The 18,404-nt window shown below is 57.0% G+C and carries 13 protein-coding genes; 5 read left to right on the top strand and 8 right to left on the bottom strand.

Annotation, left to right across the window (positions count from 1 at the left end; translation table 11 throughout):
- Positions 1-49: 49 nt before the first annotated feature.
- The 5 genes from CP97_RS09425 to CP97_RS09405 all read right to left on the bottom strand — a co-directional run bounded on the left by CP97_RS09425 (position 50) and on the right by CP97_RS09405 (position 7,029).
- Positions 50-1,456: an NAD(P)H-dependent flavin oxidoreductase gene (locus CP97_RS09425; protein WP_048885723.1), complete on the bottom strand. Its 1,407-nt coding sequence runs from the start codon at positions 1,454-1,456 to the stop codon at positions 50-52.
- A complete protein-coding gene (locus CP97_RS09420) occupies positions 1,437-2,237 on the bottom strand; it encodes a class I SAM-dependent methyltransferase (protein WP_227819570.1) in 801 nt (266 codons plus the stop codon). The genes CP97_RS09425 and CP97_RS09420 overlap by 20 nt, the downstream gene beginning before the upstream one ends.
- A 55-nt stretch (positions 2,238-2,292) precedes the next feature.
- Positions 2,293-3,420, bottom strand: coding sequence for a peptide chain release factor 2 (gene prfB, locus CP97_RS09415; RefSeq protein ID WP_048885722.1), 1,128 nt, complete (start codon positions 3,418-3,420; stop codon positions 2,293-2,295).
- Positions 3,421-3,518: 98 nt separating this feature from the next.
- Entirely contained in the window at positions 3,519-6,059 is a 2,541-nt protein-coding gene (locus CP97_RS09410; protein ID WP_048885721.1) for a penicillin-binding protein 1A, read from the bottom strand.
- An 88-nt stretch (positions 6,060-6,147) separates the two neighbouring features.
- Positions 6,148-7,029 (bottom strand): N-acetylmuramoyl-L-alanine amidase family protein, encoded by an 882-nt coding sequence (locus CP97_RS09405; RefSeq protein ID WP_053106618.1) that lies wholly within the window; start codon positions 7,027-7,029, stop codon positions 6,148-6,150.
- Between the two features lie 496 nt (positions 7,030-7,525).
- Between CP97_RS09405 and CP97_RS09400 the strand changes: the two genes are divergently transcribed.
- Together CP97_RS09400 and CP97_RS09395 are read left to right on the top strand one after the other, a co-directional pair.
- Positions 7,526-10,303 (top strand): Rne/Rng family ribonuclease, encoded by a 2,778-nt coding sequence (locus tag CP97_RS09400; RefSeq protein ID WP_048885720.1) that lies wholly within the window; start codon positions 7,526-7,528, stop codon positions 10,301-10,303.
- A 27-nt stretch (positions 10,304-10,330) separates the two neighbouring features.
- Positions 10,331-11,137, top strand: a complete 807-nt coding sequence (locus CP97_RS09395) for an NTP transferase domain-containing protein (RefSeq protein WP_048885719.1) — start codon at positions 10,331-10,333, stop codon at positions 11,135-11,137.
- Here CP97_RS09395 and CP97_RS09390 read toward each other — a convergent pair whose 3' ends face one another.
- The gene (locus CP97_RS09390) at positions 11,138-12,664 is read right to left on the bottom strand and encodes an aminotransferase class V-fold PLP-dependent enzyme (protein WP_227819569.1); all 1,527 of its coding nucleotides are present in this window, start codon (positions 12,662-12,664) and stop codon (positions 11,138-11,140) included.
- A gap of 36 nt (positions 12,665-12,700) precedes the next feature.
- Here CP97_RS09390 and CP97_RS09385 point away from each other — a divergent pair, with 36 nt between their 5' ends.
- A complete protein-coding gene (locus tag CP97_RS09385; protein WP_048886897.1) occupies positions 12,701-13,705 on the top strand; it encodes a D-alanine--D-alanine ligase family protein in 1,005 nt (334 codons plus the stop codon).
- On the opposite strand, the gene CP97_RS09380 is transcribed toward CP97_RS09385, so the two are convergent.
- Positions 13,702-14,418 carry an SDR family NAD(P)-dependent oxidoreductase gene (locus CP97_RS09380; protein ID WP_048885717.1) on the bottom strand — a complete coding sequence of 239 codons (717 nt, stop codon included), beginning with the start codon at positions 14,416-14,418 and terminating at the stop codon, positions 13,702-13,704. The genes CP97_RS09385 and CP97_RS09380 overlap by 4 nt on opposite strands.
- A 146-nt stretch (positions 14,419-14,564) precedes the next feature.
- Between CP97_RS09380 and CP97_RS09375 the strand changes: the two genes are divergently transcribed.
- Together CP97_RS09375 and zapE are read left to right on the top strand one after the other, a co-directional pair.
- On the top strand, positions 14,565-15,350 hold the full coding sequence (locus CP97_RS09375; protein ID WP_048885716.1) for a succinate dehydrogenase iron-sulfur subunit: 786 nt from the start codon (positions 14,565-14,567) through the stop codon (positions 15,348-15,350).
- Positions 15,347-16,462, top strand: a complete 1,116-nt coding sequence (gene zapE, locus CP97_RS09370) for a cell division protein ZapE (RefSeq protein WP_048885715.1) — start codon at positions 15,347-15,349, stop codon at positions 16,460-16,462. The genes CP97_RS09375 and zapE overlap by 4 nt, the downstream gene beginning before the upstream one ends.
- A gap of 39 nt (positions 16,463-16,501) precedes the next feature.
- Here the strand turns inward: zapE and CP97_RS09365 are convergent, their stop codons facing one another.
- Positions 16,502-18,397, bottom strand: coding sequence for an XrtA/PEP-CTERM system amidotransferase (locus CP97_RS09365; RefSeq protein WP_048885714.1), 1,896 nt, complete (start codon positions 18,395-18,397; stop codon positions 16,502-16,504).
- Positions 18,398-18,404 lie beyond the last annotated feature (7 nt).

The raw sequence follows: 18,404 nt of genomic DNA, 5'->3' as shown, positions 1-18,404 counted from the left end.
TTCACCCAACAGGTTGCGTAAGGGTGGCGGAGTGGCGTTTTCGATCAAATCAATCCCCGGTCAGGATCCGGTCGACTAATTGCTTCACGCTTGGCGTAAAGTTGTTGGAATAGAAGGGGTCGGTCTTGAAGCGATAAGCGGCATGGCCGGCAAAGGCGAGGTTCTCGTTCACATCGCCGCCATGGGCGATATCCTGCAAGGTCTTCTGGATGCAAAAGCTGCGTGGATCGGCAAGCCGGCCCGTGGTGAAATCATCGTGATCCTTCCATGATGAGAAGCCGCAATGTGATAGGCAACCCATACAGTCGGCCTGATCCTTGCGGATTTCGGCACGCTTGTCCGGCGCAACGAAAATGACCGTATCGTCGGGCGTTTTCAGCGCGTCCGTATGGCCTTCGGCAGCCCAGTTTCGTGCGCGTTCCAGATCCTTGGGCGTCACCCAGAAATTCTTGCCCTTCACGCCAACATCAAGCTGCACGGTGTGTTCGCCAGCGGACACCTTGCTGTACGGTATCTGCCGTTCCGAACGATGGATCAAATCCCACAGGAAGGGGTTTTTGACCGCGCTCGAATAAAAGCCGGTGGGGCTGAACTTGTGAAGCAGCACATCGCCTTCTTCAAGTGTGCGCAGCAAATCCTTCCAGCCTTGCGGGATCGGACTTTCCTCTGTCAGCAGCGGGCGGGTGCCGAACTGGAAAGCAATCTGACCCAGTTCAGGATTGTCGATCCAGTTTTCCCATTCGCGCAGGAACCAGACACCGCCTGCCATCACGATCGGCACTTCGTCCGAAATACCTTCCTTGCGCATGGTATCACGCAAGGCAGCAACGCGCGGAAAGGGATCTTCCGGCTTCAGCGGATCTTCTGCATTGGACAGGCCGTTATGCCCGCCCGCCAGCCACGGATCTTCATAGACCACTGCCGCCATCAAATCCGAAACCTTGTGATAGCTGCGCTTCCACAATGCACGAAAAGCGCGGGCAGAGCTGATAATCGGCAGGTAATTCACCTGATATCGCGCTGCGATCTCTGCCAGCTTGTATGGCATGCCCGCTCCGCAGGTTACGCCGGTGACAAGACCCCTCGTTTCTTCAAGAACGCCCTCCAGCACTTCTTGCGCGCCGCCCATTTCCCACAGCACGTTGATATTAATGGCGCCCTGTCCATTGGATATTTCATGGGCGCGCTTCACCTGTTCCGAAGCGCCATCAATGGCATAGCGGATCAGCTGTTCGTGCCGTTCCTTGCGTGTCAGCTGGTCATAGACCTGTGGTACAATCTTGCCTTCTGCATCATAACTGTCGGCATTGACCGCGCTCACAGTGCCGATGCCGCCAGCAGCCGCCCAGGCCCCGGAACTGGCGTGATTGGTTGCCGAAACACCCTTGCCACCTTCGATAAGCGGCCAGACTTCACGGCCACCGTAATTGATGGGTTTAAGACCCTTGAACGTCATTATCTTCCCCGGAAGAGCTATCATCGCTGATGGTTAGCTCGTTAAAATCTTCGCCCGGCTGAACGCAGGGCTCTATATCGCGTGGGTCCGGCCTTTTGCCGGCCACTTCGAACTGTGCGTAATAGCCCGCAATCTGCGGGTTGCGTATGAACTCGACGAGCCGATAGCCGACCCTTTCGAATTCGCAAAACAGAAGCTGCGGATTGATACCATGCTGGTCCGCCGGACGGTCAACATCGACCACAATAACCTGCCCGCCTTCGCGCAAAGACGGGCGCATCCGCCAGATGAATGCGTAAGGCTCGGTAATTTCGTGATACATATGTACCATGAAAACGCGGTCGAAACTACCTGACGGAAGGCGAGGATCGTCTGTATCTCCCAATATGACGGAGACATTGTCCAACCGGTCACGTTCAACGCGGCTGCCAAGGCGAGCAAGCACGCTATTGTCGATATCCTGCGCCAGAACGCGTCCTTCGGGGCCAACACGGGCCGCAAGGCGGACGGTGTAATACCCCTCGCCCGCGCCGATATCGGCAACGGTCATGCCATCGGTAATTGCGGCAAGGTCCATGACCGTCTCAGCTTCGCGGCGATCATCGCGTATCTGCTCGGTAGAAAAGGCGTTGGAGCCCGTGGCCGAAACCGGGCGATAGGGGCGTGGAAAATCGCGCGAAGTCGGAAGCCGATCATCTTCGGATACATCGCAGGCGGACACGGCCATGCACATAAGTGCGCCCGCCAGGATCCGGATGAAACCACTTTTCTGCATGGTCATGCGTCTAACGAAGGGCAAAGCGGAAGGCAAAAGCTCTGGAAGCAGTACCGCGGCCCTACTCCACGTCCTCCACATCGACTTTTTCTCCGGTGACGCGCTGGGCGAGCGCAGCAGCGATGAAATCGTCAAGCTCCCCATCAAGCACATCGTCAGGCGTCGGGCTTGTCACGCCGGTGCGCAGATCCTTCACCATCTGATATGGCTGGAGGACATAGCTGCGGATTTGGTGGCCCCACCCGATTTCCGTCTTTTCCTGATATTCGCCTGCCGCCACAGCTTCACGTTCTGCCATCTCGCGCTCGAACAACCGCGCCTTGAGCATGTTCATCGCTGTTGCGCGGTTTTTGTGCTGGCTCCGATCATTCTGGCTGGCAACCACAATTCCGGTCGGTTGGTGGGTAATGCGCACCGCCGAATCGGTGGTGTTGACGTGCTGTCCGCCAGCGCCGCTAGCCCGATAGGTGTCAATCTTCAGATCGCCCTCGTTGATCTCTATATTGATGTCATCATCAATTACCGGATACACCCAAACGCTGCTGAATGATGTGTGACGACGGGCCGAGCTGTCATAGGGGCTGATCCGCACAAGGCGATGGACGCCACTTTCTGTCTTGGCATAACCAAATGCGTTTTCACCTTTGATCAGCAATGTGGCTGACTTGATGCCGGCCTGCTCGCCCGCCTGATATTCCACAGTCTCGACCTTGAAGCCACGCCGTTCAGCCCAGCGGGCATACATGCGCAGCAGCATTTCAGCCCAGTCCTGGCTTTCAGTACCCCCTGCGCCCGCGTTTATCTGGAGATAGGTGTCGGAACCATCTGCCTCTCCCGAAAGCAGCGCATTGACCTTGTCCCTGTCTGCACGGCTAGCGAGGCCCTTGAGCGTGCTCAGGCCTTCATCGATAACGCTCTGGTCATTTTCGGCTTCGCCCATTTCCACGAATTCGACGGCATCGGTCATCTCGGCAGAAATTTCCTGCACGGTTTCCACTGCATCCTTCAGCAGCTTGTGTTCGCGGCTGATCGCCTGCGCCTGCTTTGGGTCATTCCACAGGTCAGGGTCCTGCACGCGTGCCTCCAGTTCGTCGAGGCGGCGCAGGGCCTGTTCCCAGTTGAGCGACTTCTTGACGAGCGCGAGTGCAGCTTCGATCCGGTCGATATGGGCCTGCCCTTCGGCACGCATGATAATATTCTCCGATAGGTTTGAGCGGCGCGCCTAGCGCAGCGCGCGGGTTTGCGGAAGGGGCTGCGAAACCGCAGGCGGCGACTGGCGGGCGCAGATCAGTAAATTCCGCCCTGCTCCGCGGCAAAGTCAGCAGGCTCTTCCGAAGCATCCGTCGCCCCTGCCGAGGGACCACGTTCCCGCCGCCGGAGCTGTGTGAGGATCAACTGACGCATCGCGTCGATTTCATCCTGGCGCTGGGTACGGCGAGGTTCAGTATCGGGCTTGAACGCCTCCCAGATCACGTCCGCAGTTGGCTCTCCCGTAGGCCAACCGCCAAACACACGACTTCCGGAGCGCCTGTTTATGCGGACCATGCGCACGCCCGCAGGCGCTGAAAATGGTCGCCCGCTCCAGTGATCTGGTGTCTCGGTCACGAATTGCTTGAAGATCGGAACCGCGGTGTTGCCGCCCTGAATCCACCCGCCCATATTGCGCGGTGTATCAAAGCCCAGATAGGTCCCCGCCACGATATCGGGTGATCCGCCGACGAACCACGCGTTGGTCGGGCCGGAACTGGTGCCGGTCTTGCCAAACATCGGGATATCGAGATCGCGCAAACGTGTGGCAGTGCCGCGCTGCACTGTGCCGGTAAGCATGTGCACCGTCTGAAAAGCTGTTCGCGCGTCCATCACCTGCCGTCCGGTTCGACCGAAGCGCGGCATGGCGCTGCCATCCCATTGTTCCATGTTGCAGCCCGTGCACTCACGCTGGTCCGCGCGCCAGATGACCTTGCCATCGCGGTCCTGCACGAAATCAATCACGGTGGGTTCATTACGGCGGCCATGATTTGCCAGCATGGCATAAGCGCCGGTGATCCGCTCCACCGTCGTTTCCCCTGATCCAAGCGAATATGCGGGATAGGGCTGATACTCTATTTCTTCAGGTTCCAATCCGGCTTTGCGGAAAGTGTCGATGACATTTTCCATGCCAGAATCCATTGCAATATGGACTGTCATCAGATTCTTCGATTGCTCGAGGCCATATCGCATTGGATATTCCCCGCCCCCGCGACTGCCGCCGAAGTTGGTGAAGCATTTTTCACCAAGATTGCTGCCCTGATAATAACAATATTGTCGATCCGGGATCATCGTGGCCGGCGTCATCCCATTGTCGAGACCGGTCGCATAGACCAAGGCCTTTACGGTGGAGCCAGGCTGACGATTGGCCTGCGTTGCACGATTAAAATCGCTCAGGCGGCTGTCGAACCCTCCTTGCATGGCAAGAACGCGCCCTGTTTCAGGCTGCATTGCAAGAAAACCGCCGGATACTTCGGGCACGGCGCGAACTCGCCAGCCGTCACCGCGCGGCGATACTGCAATGACATGGCCGACTGCCAGCGCATCAGGCGCGGAGGTCAACGGACCTTCTGTGCCATCCGCAAAGCCAATCGTCGCCGATCCGCCACTTCGCTGTGTCACCACGGCGATACGCCAATCATCGTAGCGGACTGAAAGATAGGAACTGCGCAGCTGATTGGTCAGATCGCCATTGTCAGGATTGATCGTGGCCAATGGCCCGGTCCAGCCCCTATTGCCGTGATAGCGCATCATGGCTGTCCGCAGGGAGTTGCGCGCCGCATCCTGCAATTCAATATCGAGCGATGTGCGCACCCAAAGGCCGCCAGCATATACGCTATTGCGTCCATCCTCAGCCTCCTCCCCGTATTTCTCCATCAATTCACGACGGACCTCTTCGAGGAAATAACCGGCATCGGCAGAACGCACCCGGCGCTGCCCGTCGATCACACCCAGCGGCAATGCCTGCGCTGCAGTCATCTGCCCATTGGTGATATACCCATTATCCTCCATCTGGCTGAGGACGAGATTACGGCGCTGGCGGGCAATTTCGAAATTGGCGGAACGGCTGTATTCTTCCGGTGCGCGTGGAAGAATGGCGAGATAAGCCATTTCATGCAGCGCCAGCTCATCGACATCCTTGTCGAAATAGGCGCGCGCGGCGGCCTGCACACCAAAGCTGCGGCGGCCAAGAGGGATTTCATTGAGATAGAGCGTAATGATCTCTTCTTTTTCCAGAACGCCTTCGATCCGCGTCGCCAGGATCATTTCCTTCAGCTTGCGGGTGACCGAATATTCATTGCCGACAAGAATGTTCTTGGCGACCTGCTGGGTTATCGTCGAGCCGCCCACCGCGCGTTCATCAGAACCCAGCTTGGACACGTAATCGATTACCGCGTTGAAGAAACCACCAGCATCGATGCCATTGTGGCTCCAGAACGTTTCGTCTTCTGCCGAGATATAAGCATTGAGCAATTGCGCGGGCAGATCACGATATTGCAGCTCGACACGGCGTTCGCGTTCATACCGATGAACAATTTCCCCATCTATCCCACGCACGACGGATGGCAGATTTGGCTCGTAATCAAGCAACGTTTCAGCGCCGGGCAAATCGCTTGCCAGCCAGAACCATGCGGTAATGGCCAGCAATAACCCGCCACCCAGTGCATAAAACAGAAGACGGAACCAGCGCCGGGCTTCCCAGGCTTGCTTTATTTCGGCCCAAGCACCCTGCCCCCCGCGCGAAATGCGCCGGGTAATACCTTGGCCGCTCTCGGCCTCACCGGGAAGATCGTCATTCATGGGTGTTGCCCTAGCATGGCGAATTAAGCTGGCGCCACAATGAATGCGTGCGCCTTGTCGAAATGACCTGCCATTACCGAGCCGAGTTCTATTGCGACTCTGCCTGTCGCGCAAAGTAGATTCGGATGGCGCGCGTCAGTACCGTGGCGAATTGTCGCTGGCCCTCCGGCGATGCCAGCACGCGGGCTTCTTCCGGATTGGAAATGAACCCTGCTTCAAATAGAACGGCCGGGACATCAGGTGCGCGTAACACCGCAAGCGCAGCGGAACGCCGCGTTTGTGGATGGAAGCGCAATATCCCCTCGCCTTCACGCTCAATCAGAGATGCGAAACCGGCCGATTTCTCCGATGTCAGTCGCTGGGAAAGCTCTACCAGAATGGAATTCACAGCTTCGTCATTTCCCGATAGATCCACGCCATTGACGATGTCGGCGTTGTTTTCGCGCTCTGCAAAAACTGCCGCCGCCTCGGAAGATGCGGTTTCGGACAAGGTGTAAATCGTCGCCCCTTCCACGGCTTCGCGATCTCCTGCCGAATCGGCATGGATGGAAATGAACAGGTCGGCATCCAGTGCGCGGGCGATCTCGGCACGTTCATCAAGGACAATCAGCGAGTCATCATCGCGGGTCATGGCGACCCTGATGCCTCCATTGGCAAGCAGGCTTTCTTGCAACACGCGGGCAAGACCCAATACCACGTCCTTCTCTCGATAGGCTTCGCCCACTGTCCCGGGATCGGGGCCGCCATGCCCTGCATCGATTACTACGAGCGGGCGCGAAGGATCGGCGGGGCCAAGGATTTCCGGCAGGTCAAGCCGATTATCAGCTGCGGGTAGAGGCATTGTAATGACATAAGAGCGCCCCAGCAACGGCACGTTCAGTCCCAAGAGATAAATTGCCGCAGCCATCGCAACGGGAAAAGCGAGCAACAGGCCGATCTGGAAGCGATAGGGCACGATGTCTGGCCACATCCTCAATCTGCGATGCTCCGCAAAAAAGGGAGCTGCTGTTAGCTGCCGTCAATCCGGCGACGGCTCCGTAGATCGCGGACCCAAGGGAAATTTGCCAGAGCGCGCAACAAGGTTGCCGATAGTTTCCCCGGATGCTAGCAAATAGATGTCGGTGCAACTAATTACCGACCCACTCGGATTGGCGGTTCGCCATACCGGTTCAAATTACAGGTTGATGCCGCGATGCAAAGCAAGAGTCAGTTCGCCAGATCACGTCCGCAAGGGCGTGTGGCTGCTGCGGCTCTATCAGCGCATATGCAAACACTGCGCCTTCGCGTTCCGGCAAATACGTTTCGCACTCCCGCTCGCCATCACCCCATGGGGATCATTGGCGACGGGGCGATAATTCTTCCCCTGCGCAAATGGGCAGGGATTCACACATATCGGCAGTTACCCGCAATCGGACCGGCTTCAACCGGCCAATCCGAAGGATCGGGGCCTGCCTGGAGAAAATTAAATGGCAACGCGCATGCTAATCGATGCGCGCCACCCGGAAGAAACACGGGTGGCGGTCCTCAAGGGTAACCGGATTGAGGAGTTCGATTTCGAATCTGCCGAACATAAGCAGATAAAAGGCAATATCTATCTAGCCAAAGTCACCAGGGTTGAGCCATCGCTTCAGGCGGCTTTCGTTGATTTCGGCGGCAATCGTCATGGCTTTCTGGCCTTCAGTGAAATCCACCCTGATTATTACCAGATCCCGGCTGATGATCGCGCAGCCCTGCTTGCGGATGAACAGGCCGCAGCGGAAGAAGAAGCCGCTTTGCGCGCGGCCGAAGAAGATGACGAAAATTTCCTCGCATCTGACGCTGATGATGAAGATGACGATGGTGATGATGACGACGAGGCCGGTGTCGAGGAAATCGACACTTCGGAAAAGGACCATGTTGCCACTATCGAAGATGGACAGGTCGAAAACGGCGAAGATGCCGAGGACGATTCTTCCGATGATGACGACAGCGAAGATGACGACGTTGCCGAGGGCGATACGGACAATGGCAACAAGCGTCGCGGACGCGGCCGAGGTCGCAGCCAGCAGGGCCGTGTCCGCAACGGACGCAAGGGTTCAGGCAATCGGGGCAGCCGCGCCAAGGAAATTGACGAGGCTCGCGCCAAACGCCAGGCTCTGCGCCGCCGTTACAAGATTCAGGACGTTATCCAGCGCCGCCAGGTGCTCCTCGTCCAGGTTGTAAAGGAAGAGCGCGGGAATAAGGGCGCTGCGCTCACATCCTATCTCAGCCTGGCCGGGCGCTATTGCGTGCTGATGCCCAATTCTAGCCATGGCGGCGGCATTTCGCGCAAGATATCCAGTGGCGCCGACCGCAAGCGGTTGAAGACAATCGTGTCAGGCCTCAATCTGCCCAAGACCATGGGTCTGATCGTGCGTACCGCCGGACTTTCGCGGACCAAGCCGGAAATCAAGCGTGATTTCGACTATCTCGCCAGACTGTGGGATGAAATTCGTGAGCGCACTCTCAGATCCAGCGCGCCCAGCGTCATCCATTCTGATTCCGATCTGATAAAACGTGCCATTCGCGACATCTACAATCGCGAAATCGAAGAGGTCATCGTAGAAGGCGAAGATGGCTATAAGGCAGCCAAGCAGTTCATGAAATTGCTCATGCCCAGCCACGCACGGCGCGTGAAGGCTTACAGCGATCCTGTGCCCCTGTTCCAGCGTTATGGCGCGGAAGACCAGCTTTCCGCCATGTATGAACCTGTCGTGCAGCTGAAATCGGGTGGCTATCTGGTCATCAATCCGACAGAGGCGCTGGTGTCCATCGACATCAACTCTGGCCGCTCGACCAAGGAACACGGGATTGAGCAGACGGCCCTGCATACCAATCTTGAAGCAGCGCGGGAAATTGCCCGTCAACTCAGGCTGCGCGATATGGCTGGCCTCGTCGTGATCGACTTCATCGACATGGACCACAATTCCAATGTCCGCAAAGTTGAGCGCGCGATGAAGGATGCGCTGAAAAACGATCGTGCACGCATTCAGGTTGGCCGCATCTCCGGTTTCGGCCTGATGGAGATGAGCCGCCAGCGCCTGCGCACCGGTGTGCTAGAAGCGTCCACCCGCCAATGCCCTCATTGCGATGGCACCGGCCTTGTTCGCACAGCATCAAGCGCCGGTCTTTCGGCCCTGCGGTTTATCGAGGACGAAGCGGCCAAAGGCAAAGGCACCGTCATCACGCTTTACGCTTCCACCGAAGCGGCGGTGTATCTGCTTAATGCAAAGCGTGAAGACCTGTCCGAAATCGAAAGCCGCTATGGCGTTACCGTCGAAGTGCAACCTGAAGGCGAAGACGAAGGCGCAAAGATGCGCGTCTCCTCCTCTGGGCCGAAGCCAACTGAAGCACCCAAATTCGATCCCATCGTCGATGACGAGGAGGAAGAGGGTGTTTCTGACGAGGATGAGGATGCAGATGACGATATCGAGGAATCGTCTGATGAAGGTGACAATGGGCAGCGCAAGAAGCGCCGTCGCCGTCGCCGTGGTGGACGCGGCCGCAATAAGAACCGCGCGAATGAGGATTCCGATGAAGAATCCACGTCAGATAAAGCTGAAGTCGAGGAAGACTCCGGCACGGGCGAATCTTCCGATACCGATGATGCCGAAGCGGAGGCCGATGGCGATGCGAAGCCACGTCGCGGTCGTCGGGGCGGTCGCGGTAGATCGCGCAGGAAGCCGGAAGATGGTGCTGCCGATGCTCAGGAGGACAAGCCTGAAGGCGAAGTAGCACGGACTTCCGAAAGCGAAACACCACCGGCAGAACCTGAAGCAGAACCCGTGGCTGAGGAAAAGCCCAAGCGCAGGCGGGCACCGCGCAAGAAGAAGGTTGAAGAAGCAGCAACCGGTGATGAGACCAGCGCAACTGAGGATGAGGTCACTGCCGAGCCTGCACCCGAGGAAAAGCCCAAGCGTAAACGTGCACCTCGCAAGAAAAAGGTCGAAGAGGCTCCAGCTAACGAAGCGGCAGAAGCACAACCTGCCGCTGAGGCCGAGGAAGCACCCAAGCGCAAGCGTGCCCCCCGGAAGAAAGCAGAGCCCAAGGTTGCTGCGCCCAAGGCCGAAGTGACCGCACCCGAACCTGACAAGGAACCTGAAGCGGCCAATGACGCAAATGGTCAGGCTGACGCTGCTGATGCTCCCGCTAACAATGCCGCTGCAGACGATGCGACTGAAGCGCCTCGTCGCGGTGGCTGGTGGCAGCGTACTTTCGGCAATTGACGAAGCACGAGACGGAAAGCTGAAGCCATGTCACAAGTGCCGGTGACGGTCATCATCCTTGCCGCCCAGCGGACAGGAGTCGTGAACCCGCTTGCAGAGCGCGCAGGCGTTAGCCACAAATGTCTCGTGCCGATCTGCGGGCGACCGCTTGTCGAATACGTCATGGAAACCATCACCACCCTGCCCGCCATTAAAGCGATCAGGGTGGTGCTGGAGCCGGAAGGGCAGCAAGACGTGGATAAGGTGCTGGAGCCGTTCCGCGCGCGCGGTATCGCTGTGGACCTCATCGATTCCGATCCGAACATCGTCGAAAGCGTTATCGCTGCGTCAAAAGGTGAAGAAGGACCCTTCATTATCACCACGGCGGACAATGTGCTGCTGACCCAAGCCGGCTTTGAACAGATGCGAGATGCCTTGGGAAAAACGGACGCTGCGCTTGGCCTGGCCGCCAGGGAACAGGTGCTGAGCGCACACCCCGAAGGTCAGCGCCGCTTCTACCAGCTCCGCGATGCAGGCTATGCCAATTGCAACATTTATGCGCTTGCCAATCGCAAGGCCTTTGCCGCGGCGGAGACGTTTCGCGAAGGCGGGCAATTCATGAATAATCCCGGACGATTGGTGCGCGCGTTTGGCTTGTTCAACATTCTGCTGATGAAGCTGAAACTTGTGAGCATCAAGGGTGCCATGCGCCGTATCAGTCGCCGCTTCGGAGTCGAGATAGAAGCTGTCGTTTTTGCCGATGGCGGTCTTGCAATCGATGTCGATAATGAACGCACTTTGAGCATTTGCGAGCAATTGCTGCCCATCCGTCGACCCACGGATATCAGGGCCTGATCAGCCGAGCCTTTGGATAGCCCTGGCCACGCGCGCAAGGTCTTCTTCCAGTAGATTTTTTGCCTCAGAACTCGACAATCTCGCCAGCATGCTGATCTGCGGCATTGACAGACCTATCCGCAATGTACCGGCCCATTCTTCATCTTCCCGGCGTATGCATTTCACCGGTTGTCCCAACCGCACGCCATGATCAACCAATTGACGGTGCATGGCCTGTGCCGCTGCAAATGTTGGCGCTTGATCGAGATTTGATACGTCAAGCGTCGTCAGCGTTCGCATGGCAGTAGGATGGCGTTCACCCCGTTCCGGCTCATCGGGGTGGTGCGGCAGCAATTCTTCAAACCCCAGATTAGCTGAAACCATTTGGGAGACACATTCACGAAACAGCGCGATAACCGCTTCCCGATCGGCAGGAGGAATGGCGACGTAGCGCTCCAGTTCAAAGATCGCCGCCTCAAGCCGCAATGCAAGACCAACATTCTCTTCATCTGCCAGATCATCGCCGCCAACCCAAGACGATGGCCATTCTGCAGCGCGAAAGATCTTCCTGAACCCTGCAGGCAATGGCGCAGCCTTCTCCACGAGATCGCGCGGAATTAATGCCACCCCGCTGAAAGGCGGACCGCCCATGAACTTTGACCCGGTGACAAACACGATGCAGCCAAGGTCAAGATATTGCGCTGCAACATCTTCATGCATCCGCGCCTGGCAGGCATCTACGACAAACAATGCCCGGTCCTTCCACTCAGACGCCAGCTCGGCAAGATCATGACTGGAGGGAAGGATAAGGCCGGTTTTTGATCCATGCACCACATGGACAACAGGGAAGCGATCAGCAGCTTGCGCTTGCTGCAATTGCTGTCTTATCCGCTCAACACATTGCCGGCTGCTGAGCGCCGTCCCCTCTGCATCTCGAACAGGGATGTCGATGAGCGAAACCGTCTCCAGCCCTTCAACGGTGTCGCCCTTTGTCGTGGCAATTCCGCGTGCTGTCGTCTCCGCGAAATATCGTCCGTGCGCGGAAAAAATGCAGCCGCTTCCAACTTCGTCCGCGCCGAGAAGAATATTGTGAATTCCGCCAGCAGATCGCCCCGCTACAGCCGCCAGCGCCACATATTCGAGATCGGTCCCTGATGGCGCAAAGGCAATTTCGACATTGCGACTCAGCGAATATGCACTGCGAATCCGGGATCGCAGGTCATCCAGCCATTCGCTGTATGCGGGGGTGCCTGCCGCCCATTTGGCGAGTAGGTGATCGAAAGCGGGGCGTGAAATATCATTCGCGGTGGAGCTGGCAAAAGCAATAACATCGCGTGGATAGGGCGCTGAATAATAGCGATTAAGGCCTGTCTCCGCTTCCAGCACAAGCCGCGCGTCACCGCCGCTCGTCAATGCCTCTATCAGCTGGTTGAAAAGGGAATCGGGGGAAATATCACCCGATAAGGATGAGAAAAATTCTGCATTCAAACCAGCATGACTTTCAATCAATGTTTGCCTATCGGGTTCACCGATATATGCAGCGACCAAGTTTTCCAAACAGCATTTTTTTATAAGGTCGCATCTGTGTCCCAGTTTCATCCTCCAAGACGCATTTCGCAATCCGCGCTTGAACGGTTGCGCATACTCTTCATCGCCAAGAATGCCCTATGGGATGGCGCGGGAAAGGCTGCGGACGGCAACCATGCTACCTATCATCTGGAAATGCGTGCGATCCTGGAAGACCTTGGCCTCAATCTGACGATTACCGATACATTTGATACGCTGTTTGACAAACCCGATGTCGATTTCGTTTTTCCATTGCTGAATAGGGCAGGATTTTTCAATTCGGAGATGCTTTGCCCGCTGCTGTGCGAGCGTGCAGGCCTGCCCTATCTTGGCGCCAGCCCAATCTTACGCGGGCTCGCTGATGACAAGCACCTCGCCAAGCGAGCCGCACAATATGCTGGCGTTCCCACGGCACCTTGGGCGATCTTCCGCCGCGGCGCACCGATTGACGAGGCGCAATTTCCCGCAGGAGAGCGCTTTGTCATCAAGCCCAATGCCTCTTCGGCTAGCTGGGGCGTGCTGGATGCGCACACCCATGGCGATATCCGCCAGGCTATCGAAGGGGTGCATGATTTGGGCCACGATGCATTGGTTGAACCCTTTGTCGTCGGCAGTGATGTCGAAGTGCCTGTGCTCACGCTGGACGACCCGGAAATCCTGCCGATGATGATCTTCAGGCAGGCGGACCCCGCGCATCTGCGGACTTATGAAGAGAAGCGCGACCTCGTCGATCGTAGCCAGAAATATACGCTGGAGCCGTTTGTCGATCAGGCAGTCGCCAAGAGGATCGCCGATTGCACGCGCCGATTATGGGCCGAATATCGCCCTTTCGATTATGGCCGGTTTGAATTCCGATTGAATGAGGATACGGGCGAAGTGACCTTCCTTGAGCTCAATCTTAACTGCAACTTATGGTCTGAAAAGGTCTTTGGACGGTCAGCTGCACTTGCAGGCTGGACGCAGGCGGAATTGATCGAAACGATCCTTGCCTCCAGCCTCAAACGCTATGGACTAGACGACTAGGACGCGATTTCCTCGCCTTTATAGTCAAAAATCTTGCCACTATCTTCCGGTGTTAGGTGAGTCAGGACATTGAGCAGATTGCGTGCTGCGCTGTCAGCCATGGTCAATTGGCCTTGGGGAAGGTTTGACTGGAAAGGCTTGGACAGCTGAGTGTCCACCGTACCAGGATGCAGCGCTGCAATAATTGCTTTATTATGCGTTCGGTGCATCTCGATGGCAAAGTTGCGGATGAGCATATTCAGCGCTGCCTTGCTGGCGCGGTAAGAATGCCAACCACCAATCCGGTTATCGCTGATGGAACCAACCCGCGCTGAAAGAGCCACGAAGCACGATTGGGCGTCACGTGAAAGCAACGGCAGGACGTGTTTTGCAATCAGTGCCGGCCCGATTGTATTCAGCCGGAAGATTGCGTCCATCACCGATGGGTCGACATGCTTTAGACTGCGCTCAGGCCCGCTTCCATCCGGTAACGTCAATACCCCCGTCGCGACGATAACGAGATCGGGAGGATCCGTTGCCAACAGCGCAGCGGAGGCAGCAATACTATCCTCGTCAGCCAGATCGAACGCGAAACGGGAAACGCCCTGAAGATCAGGTCCATCCCCCTTGCGCGAACCGGCCAATATTCTTGTGCCGTCAGCAGCAAGCGCGTGTGTGAGGGCGCTGCCAATACCTCCGTTTGCACCATAGATAGCTGCCCTGTTCCAGATCACGCCTTATTCTCCGCAAATGTGCTTCACTGCCAATCTCTTATCTAAGAGGAATTTGCGCCAACCCCCAGACATGCCAAGGTCCACCTTGCCCTTGCGCGGCAAATGGTTAGATAGGCCCTCGAACGCCGAAATAACCGGGACGAAACATGGCAACCTTTACGCTTCCCAAGAATAGCAAGATCCGCAAGGACGGGCAGGTCCATAAGGCCGCCGACACCACGGGAAAAATCAAGTCATTCCGCATCTATCGCTATGATCCGGACAGCGGTAAGAATCCCAGCTATGATTCATTTGAAATAGATCTCGATGCCTGCGGGCCGATGGTTCTGGATGCCTTGTTTAAGATCAAGAATGAGATTGATCCGACGCTGACTTTTCGCCGCTCCTGCCGCGAAGGGATCTGCGGTTCATGCTCCATGAACATGAACGGCAAGAATGGCCTTGCCTGCACCACTGCAATCGAAGATATGAAAGGTGACATTCGCATTACTCCGCTTCCACACATGGAAGTCGTGAAGGATCTGGTCCCCGATTTCACGCATTTCTATGCGCAATATGCATCGATCCGGCCCTGGTTGCAGACTGTTTCGACAACACCAAGCGGGAAAGAGCGTCTGCAATCCCCCGAGCAGCGTGAGCAGCTTGATGGCCTTTATGAGTGCATACTGTGCGCCTGCTGCTCCACCGCATGCCCTTCTTACTGGTGGAATTCAGACAAGTTCCTCGGGCCTGCCATTCTGCTGCAGGCCTATCGCTGGCTCGCCGACAGCCGCGACGAGATGACGGGTGAGCGGTTGGACGATCTGGAGGATCCTTTCCGCCTTTATCGCTGCCACACCATCATGAACTGCGCCAATGTCTGCCCCAAGGGGCTCAACCCCGCGCGGGCCATTGCAGAAATCAAGAAGATGCAGGTGGAGCGGCAGATCTGAGCGGGCTGCTCGCACGCTACGAACAACTCGTCACCGCCGACGAGTTGCAACCGGATCCTGACCAGCGCCGTGCTGCGGTGCGGCTGGATCAGTTGCAAAAGGAGTTGGAGACAGAATCTCCGGGTGGATTGCTTGCCCAATTGTTCGGTAACAAAAAGCGCGACCCGCAGGGCGTTTACATGTGGGGCGGTGTTGGACGTGGCAAATCCATGCTTATGGATCTTTTCGTCGACACGCTCAAAATTTCCGAAAAGCGGCGCGTGCATTTCCATGAATTCATGTTGGAAGTGGACGCCTTGATCCGCGAGGAACGGCAGGCCGAGGTCACAGGCCCCATCGGGCGTGTCGCGAAACGCCTCGCGAATAATATCCGTTGCCTTGCCTTTGATGAAATGGTGGTAACTAACACTGCCGACGCCGCGATCATGGCGCGCCTGTTTACCGCGCTGATGGAGGATGAAGGTGTGACGGTCGTCACCACCAGCAATCGTCCTCCGCATGATCTTTACAAGGATGGTCTCAACCGTTCCTTATTCCTGCCATTTATCGATCTGGTAGAGCGCGAGTTGGACGTGGTGCCATTGAATGGCCCAACCGATTATCGGCTAGACAGGCTGGGCGATCTTGCAAGCTGGCATACACCTTTGGGCGATGCGTCAACTGAGCAGGTGCGCGAGGCATTCTTCCGACTGACCGATTATGCCCCCGAAGATGCTGCCCATGTGCCTTCAGGAGAGCTGGAGCTAGGCGGGGGGAGAAAGCTGTTCGTTCCCAAATGCTTAAAAGGCGTAGCTGTATTCAGCTTCAAGCGGCTTTGTGGAGAGAATCGGGGGGCTGCCGATTATCTCGCCATTGCGCGCGAATTTCACTCGATCATTCTGGTCGGCATACCTCTGATGGGGCCGGACAATCGTAATGAGGCCATTCGCTTTACCAAGCTGATCGACGCGCTTTACGAACAGGGTGTAAAACTTTTCGCCACCGCAGAGGCAGCACCAGAAAACCTCTACCGCAAGGGTGACGGCGCCTTTGAATTTGAACGTACCGTCAGCCGCCTCAAGGAAATGCAGAGCGACGATTACATGGCACGCGGGCACGGCGTGCCAGGGTAGCGGCTCCCTTTCCATCTGCCTTACCGTCAATCAAATGACTTATGCGATACCGAGCCGCGCGAGCGAGCGATCCAGCATCAGTAATTGCCACAATATCCGTGAATGGTCGGATCGGCCGGAAATATGCGCTTCTGCAATATCGGCGAGCCTTGCATTTTCGAACCATCCGGTGCGTGCGAGCATTGCGCTTTTGGATATGCCCCGCGCCTTGCTTGCCAGCGGGCCACGGAACCACTGTGCAATAGGGGTCACAAACCCCTGTTTCGGACGATAGAGGATATCGTTCGGCAGATAGCGTTCCATGGATTTCTTGAGCAGCCATTTACCCTGCGCCCGTTTGACCCTCAGCCCATCTGGCAGACCGGCGGCAAATTCTACCAGTCGGTGATCAAGAAGCGGTTCACGCGCCTCAAGGCTAACCGCCATACTGGTGCGGTCCACTTTCGTCAGGATGTCGCCGGGTAACCAAAATTTCAGATCGGCATATTGCGCGGCATCGAGCCCGCTGCGCGCAGGTGCCTGAGCCATCAATTTTTCTAGTGGCAGTTCTCCGCGATATCCACCGATCTGGCGCTGCAAGTCCTTACCATAAAGGCCAAGCCTGATTTCAGGCGGGACAACGGACAATGCGCGGGAATATCCCTGCGCGCCGGAGGCGGCCAAGGACAGCAGGGTAGTCTTGGCGCGCCAGGGACGCGGTGCCCAGTCAAGTTTGGGGAACGCTTCTCCCAATGGACCCAACACCTTGCTGCGCAGCGCAGAAGGCAGCACTCCCCTCACCCGCTCTTCATGGGCGTGAAATACCTGTCGGCGATATCCGGCAAATGCTTCGTCCGCGCCATCTCCCGATAATGCGACGGTCACGCTTTCGCGGGCCAATTGGCACACGCGCCATGTCGGCAGCGCTGATGCATCGGCAAATGGTTCATCGAACATTCCTGCAATTGTATCCAGGGCATCGAACTGGTCTGCACTGACAATGCGGCTCGCATGCTCGGTGTCAAAAAGCCGCGCGATCTTGTCGGCATGGCTTGTCTCGTCTGCGCTGGCCACGTCAAAACCGATGGAACAGGTCTTGACCTTGTTTCTGCTGGCTTCAGCCATGAATGCAACAACGGTGGAGCTATCTACCCCGCCGGAAAGGAAGGCGCCCAGCGGAACATCGGCGACCATTCGGCTATCCACCGCCTGCTTCAGGTGATGGAGCAGTTCTGCCTCCAGATCACGCGCCTTGCCCTTGTGACGATTTTCGAAACTGATGTCCCAATATTGGCGCGGCTGAGGGAGCGGACTATCGTGTCTGAGCAGTAAGCTGTGCCCGGCCGCAAGCTTGCTTACCCCGCGTAGTATAGATCTATGATCGGGAACATAACCCCAGGTCATGTAATCCTCGATGGCCAGCGGATCGACTTCGCGACGCAGCAGTGGATGCGCCAGCAAACCCTTCAATTCGGATGCAAATGCTAGCGAACCGTCTGACAGCTCCGCCATGAACAATGGTTTCACCCCAAACCTGTCACGGGCAAGAAAAAGCGTGCGATCCTTGCGATCGTAAATTGCGAAGGCGAACATGCCGTGAAGGTGCTGCACGCAATCCTCCCCCCAGCGCTGCCAGGCAGCAAGGATCACTTCGGTATCGCCATCCGTCCGAAAACGCGCACCCTTCTCTTCAAGTTCACGCCGTAATGCACGGAAATTATAGATTTCTCCGTTGAAAACGATCACTGAGCGCTCTTCAATGGAATGCATGGGTTGAAGCGAGCCCGCGATGTCGATGATCGACAATCGGCGGTGGCCCAACCCTACGCCGGGCGATGTCCAAACCCCTGATCCGTCAGGCCCGCGATGAGCCAGAACGTCGCACATGCGCTCAACCCTAGCGGGATCGACCGGCTTGATCGTGCCTGTATGGAAAATGCCCGCAATGCCGCACATGTGCCTG

The sequence above is a fragment of the Aurantiacibacter atlanticus genome, from assembly GCF_001077815.2.
Lineage (GTDB): Bacteria > Pseudomonadota > Alphaproteobacteria > Sphingomonadales > Sphingomonadaceae > Alteraurantiacibacter > Alteraurantiacibacter atlanticus.
Note: the sequence above shows the minus strand (reverse complement) of the source record. Positions and strands in the feature narration are given on the sequence as shown.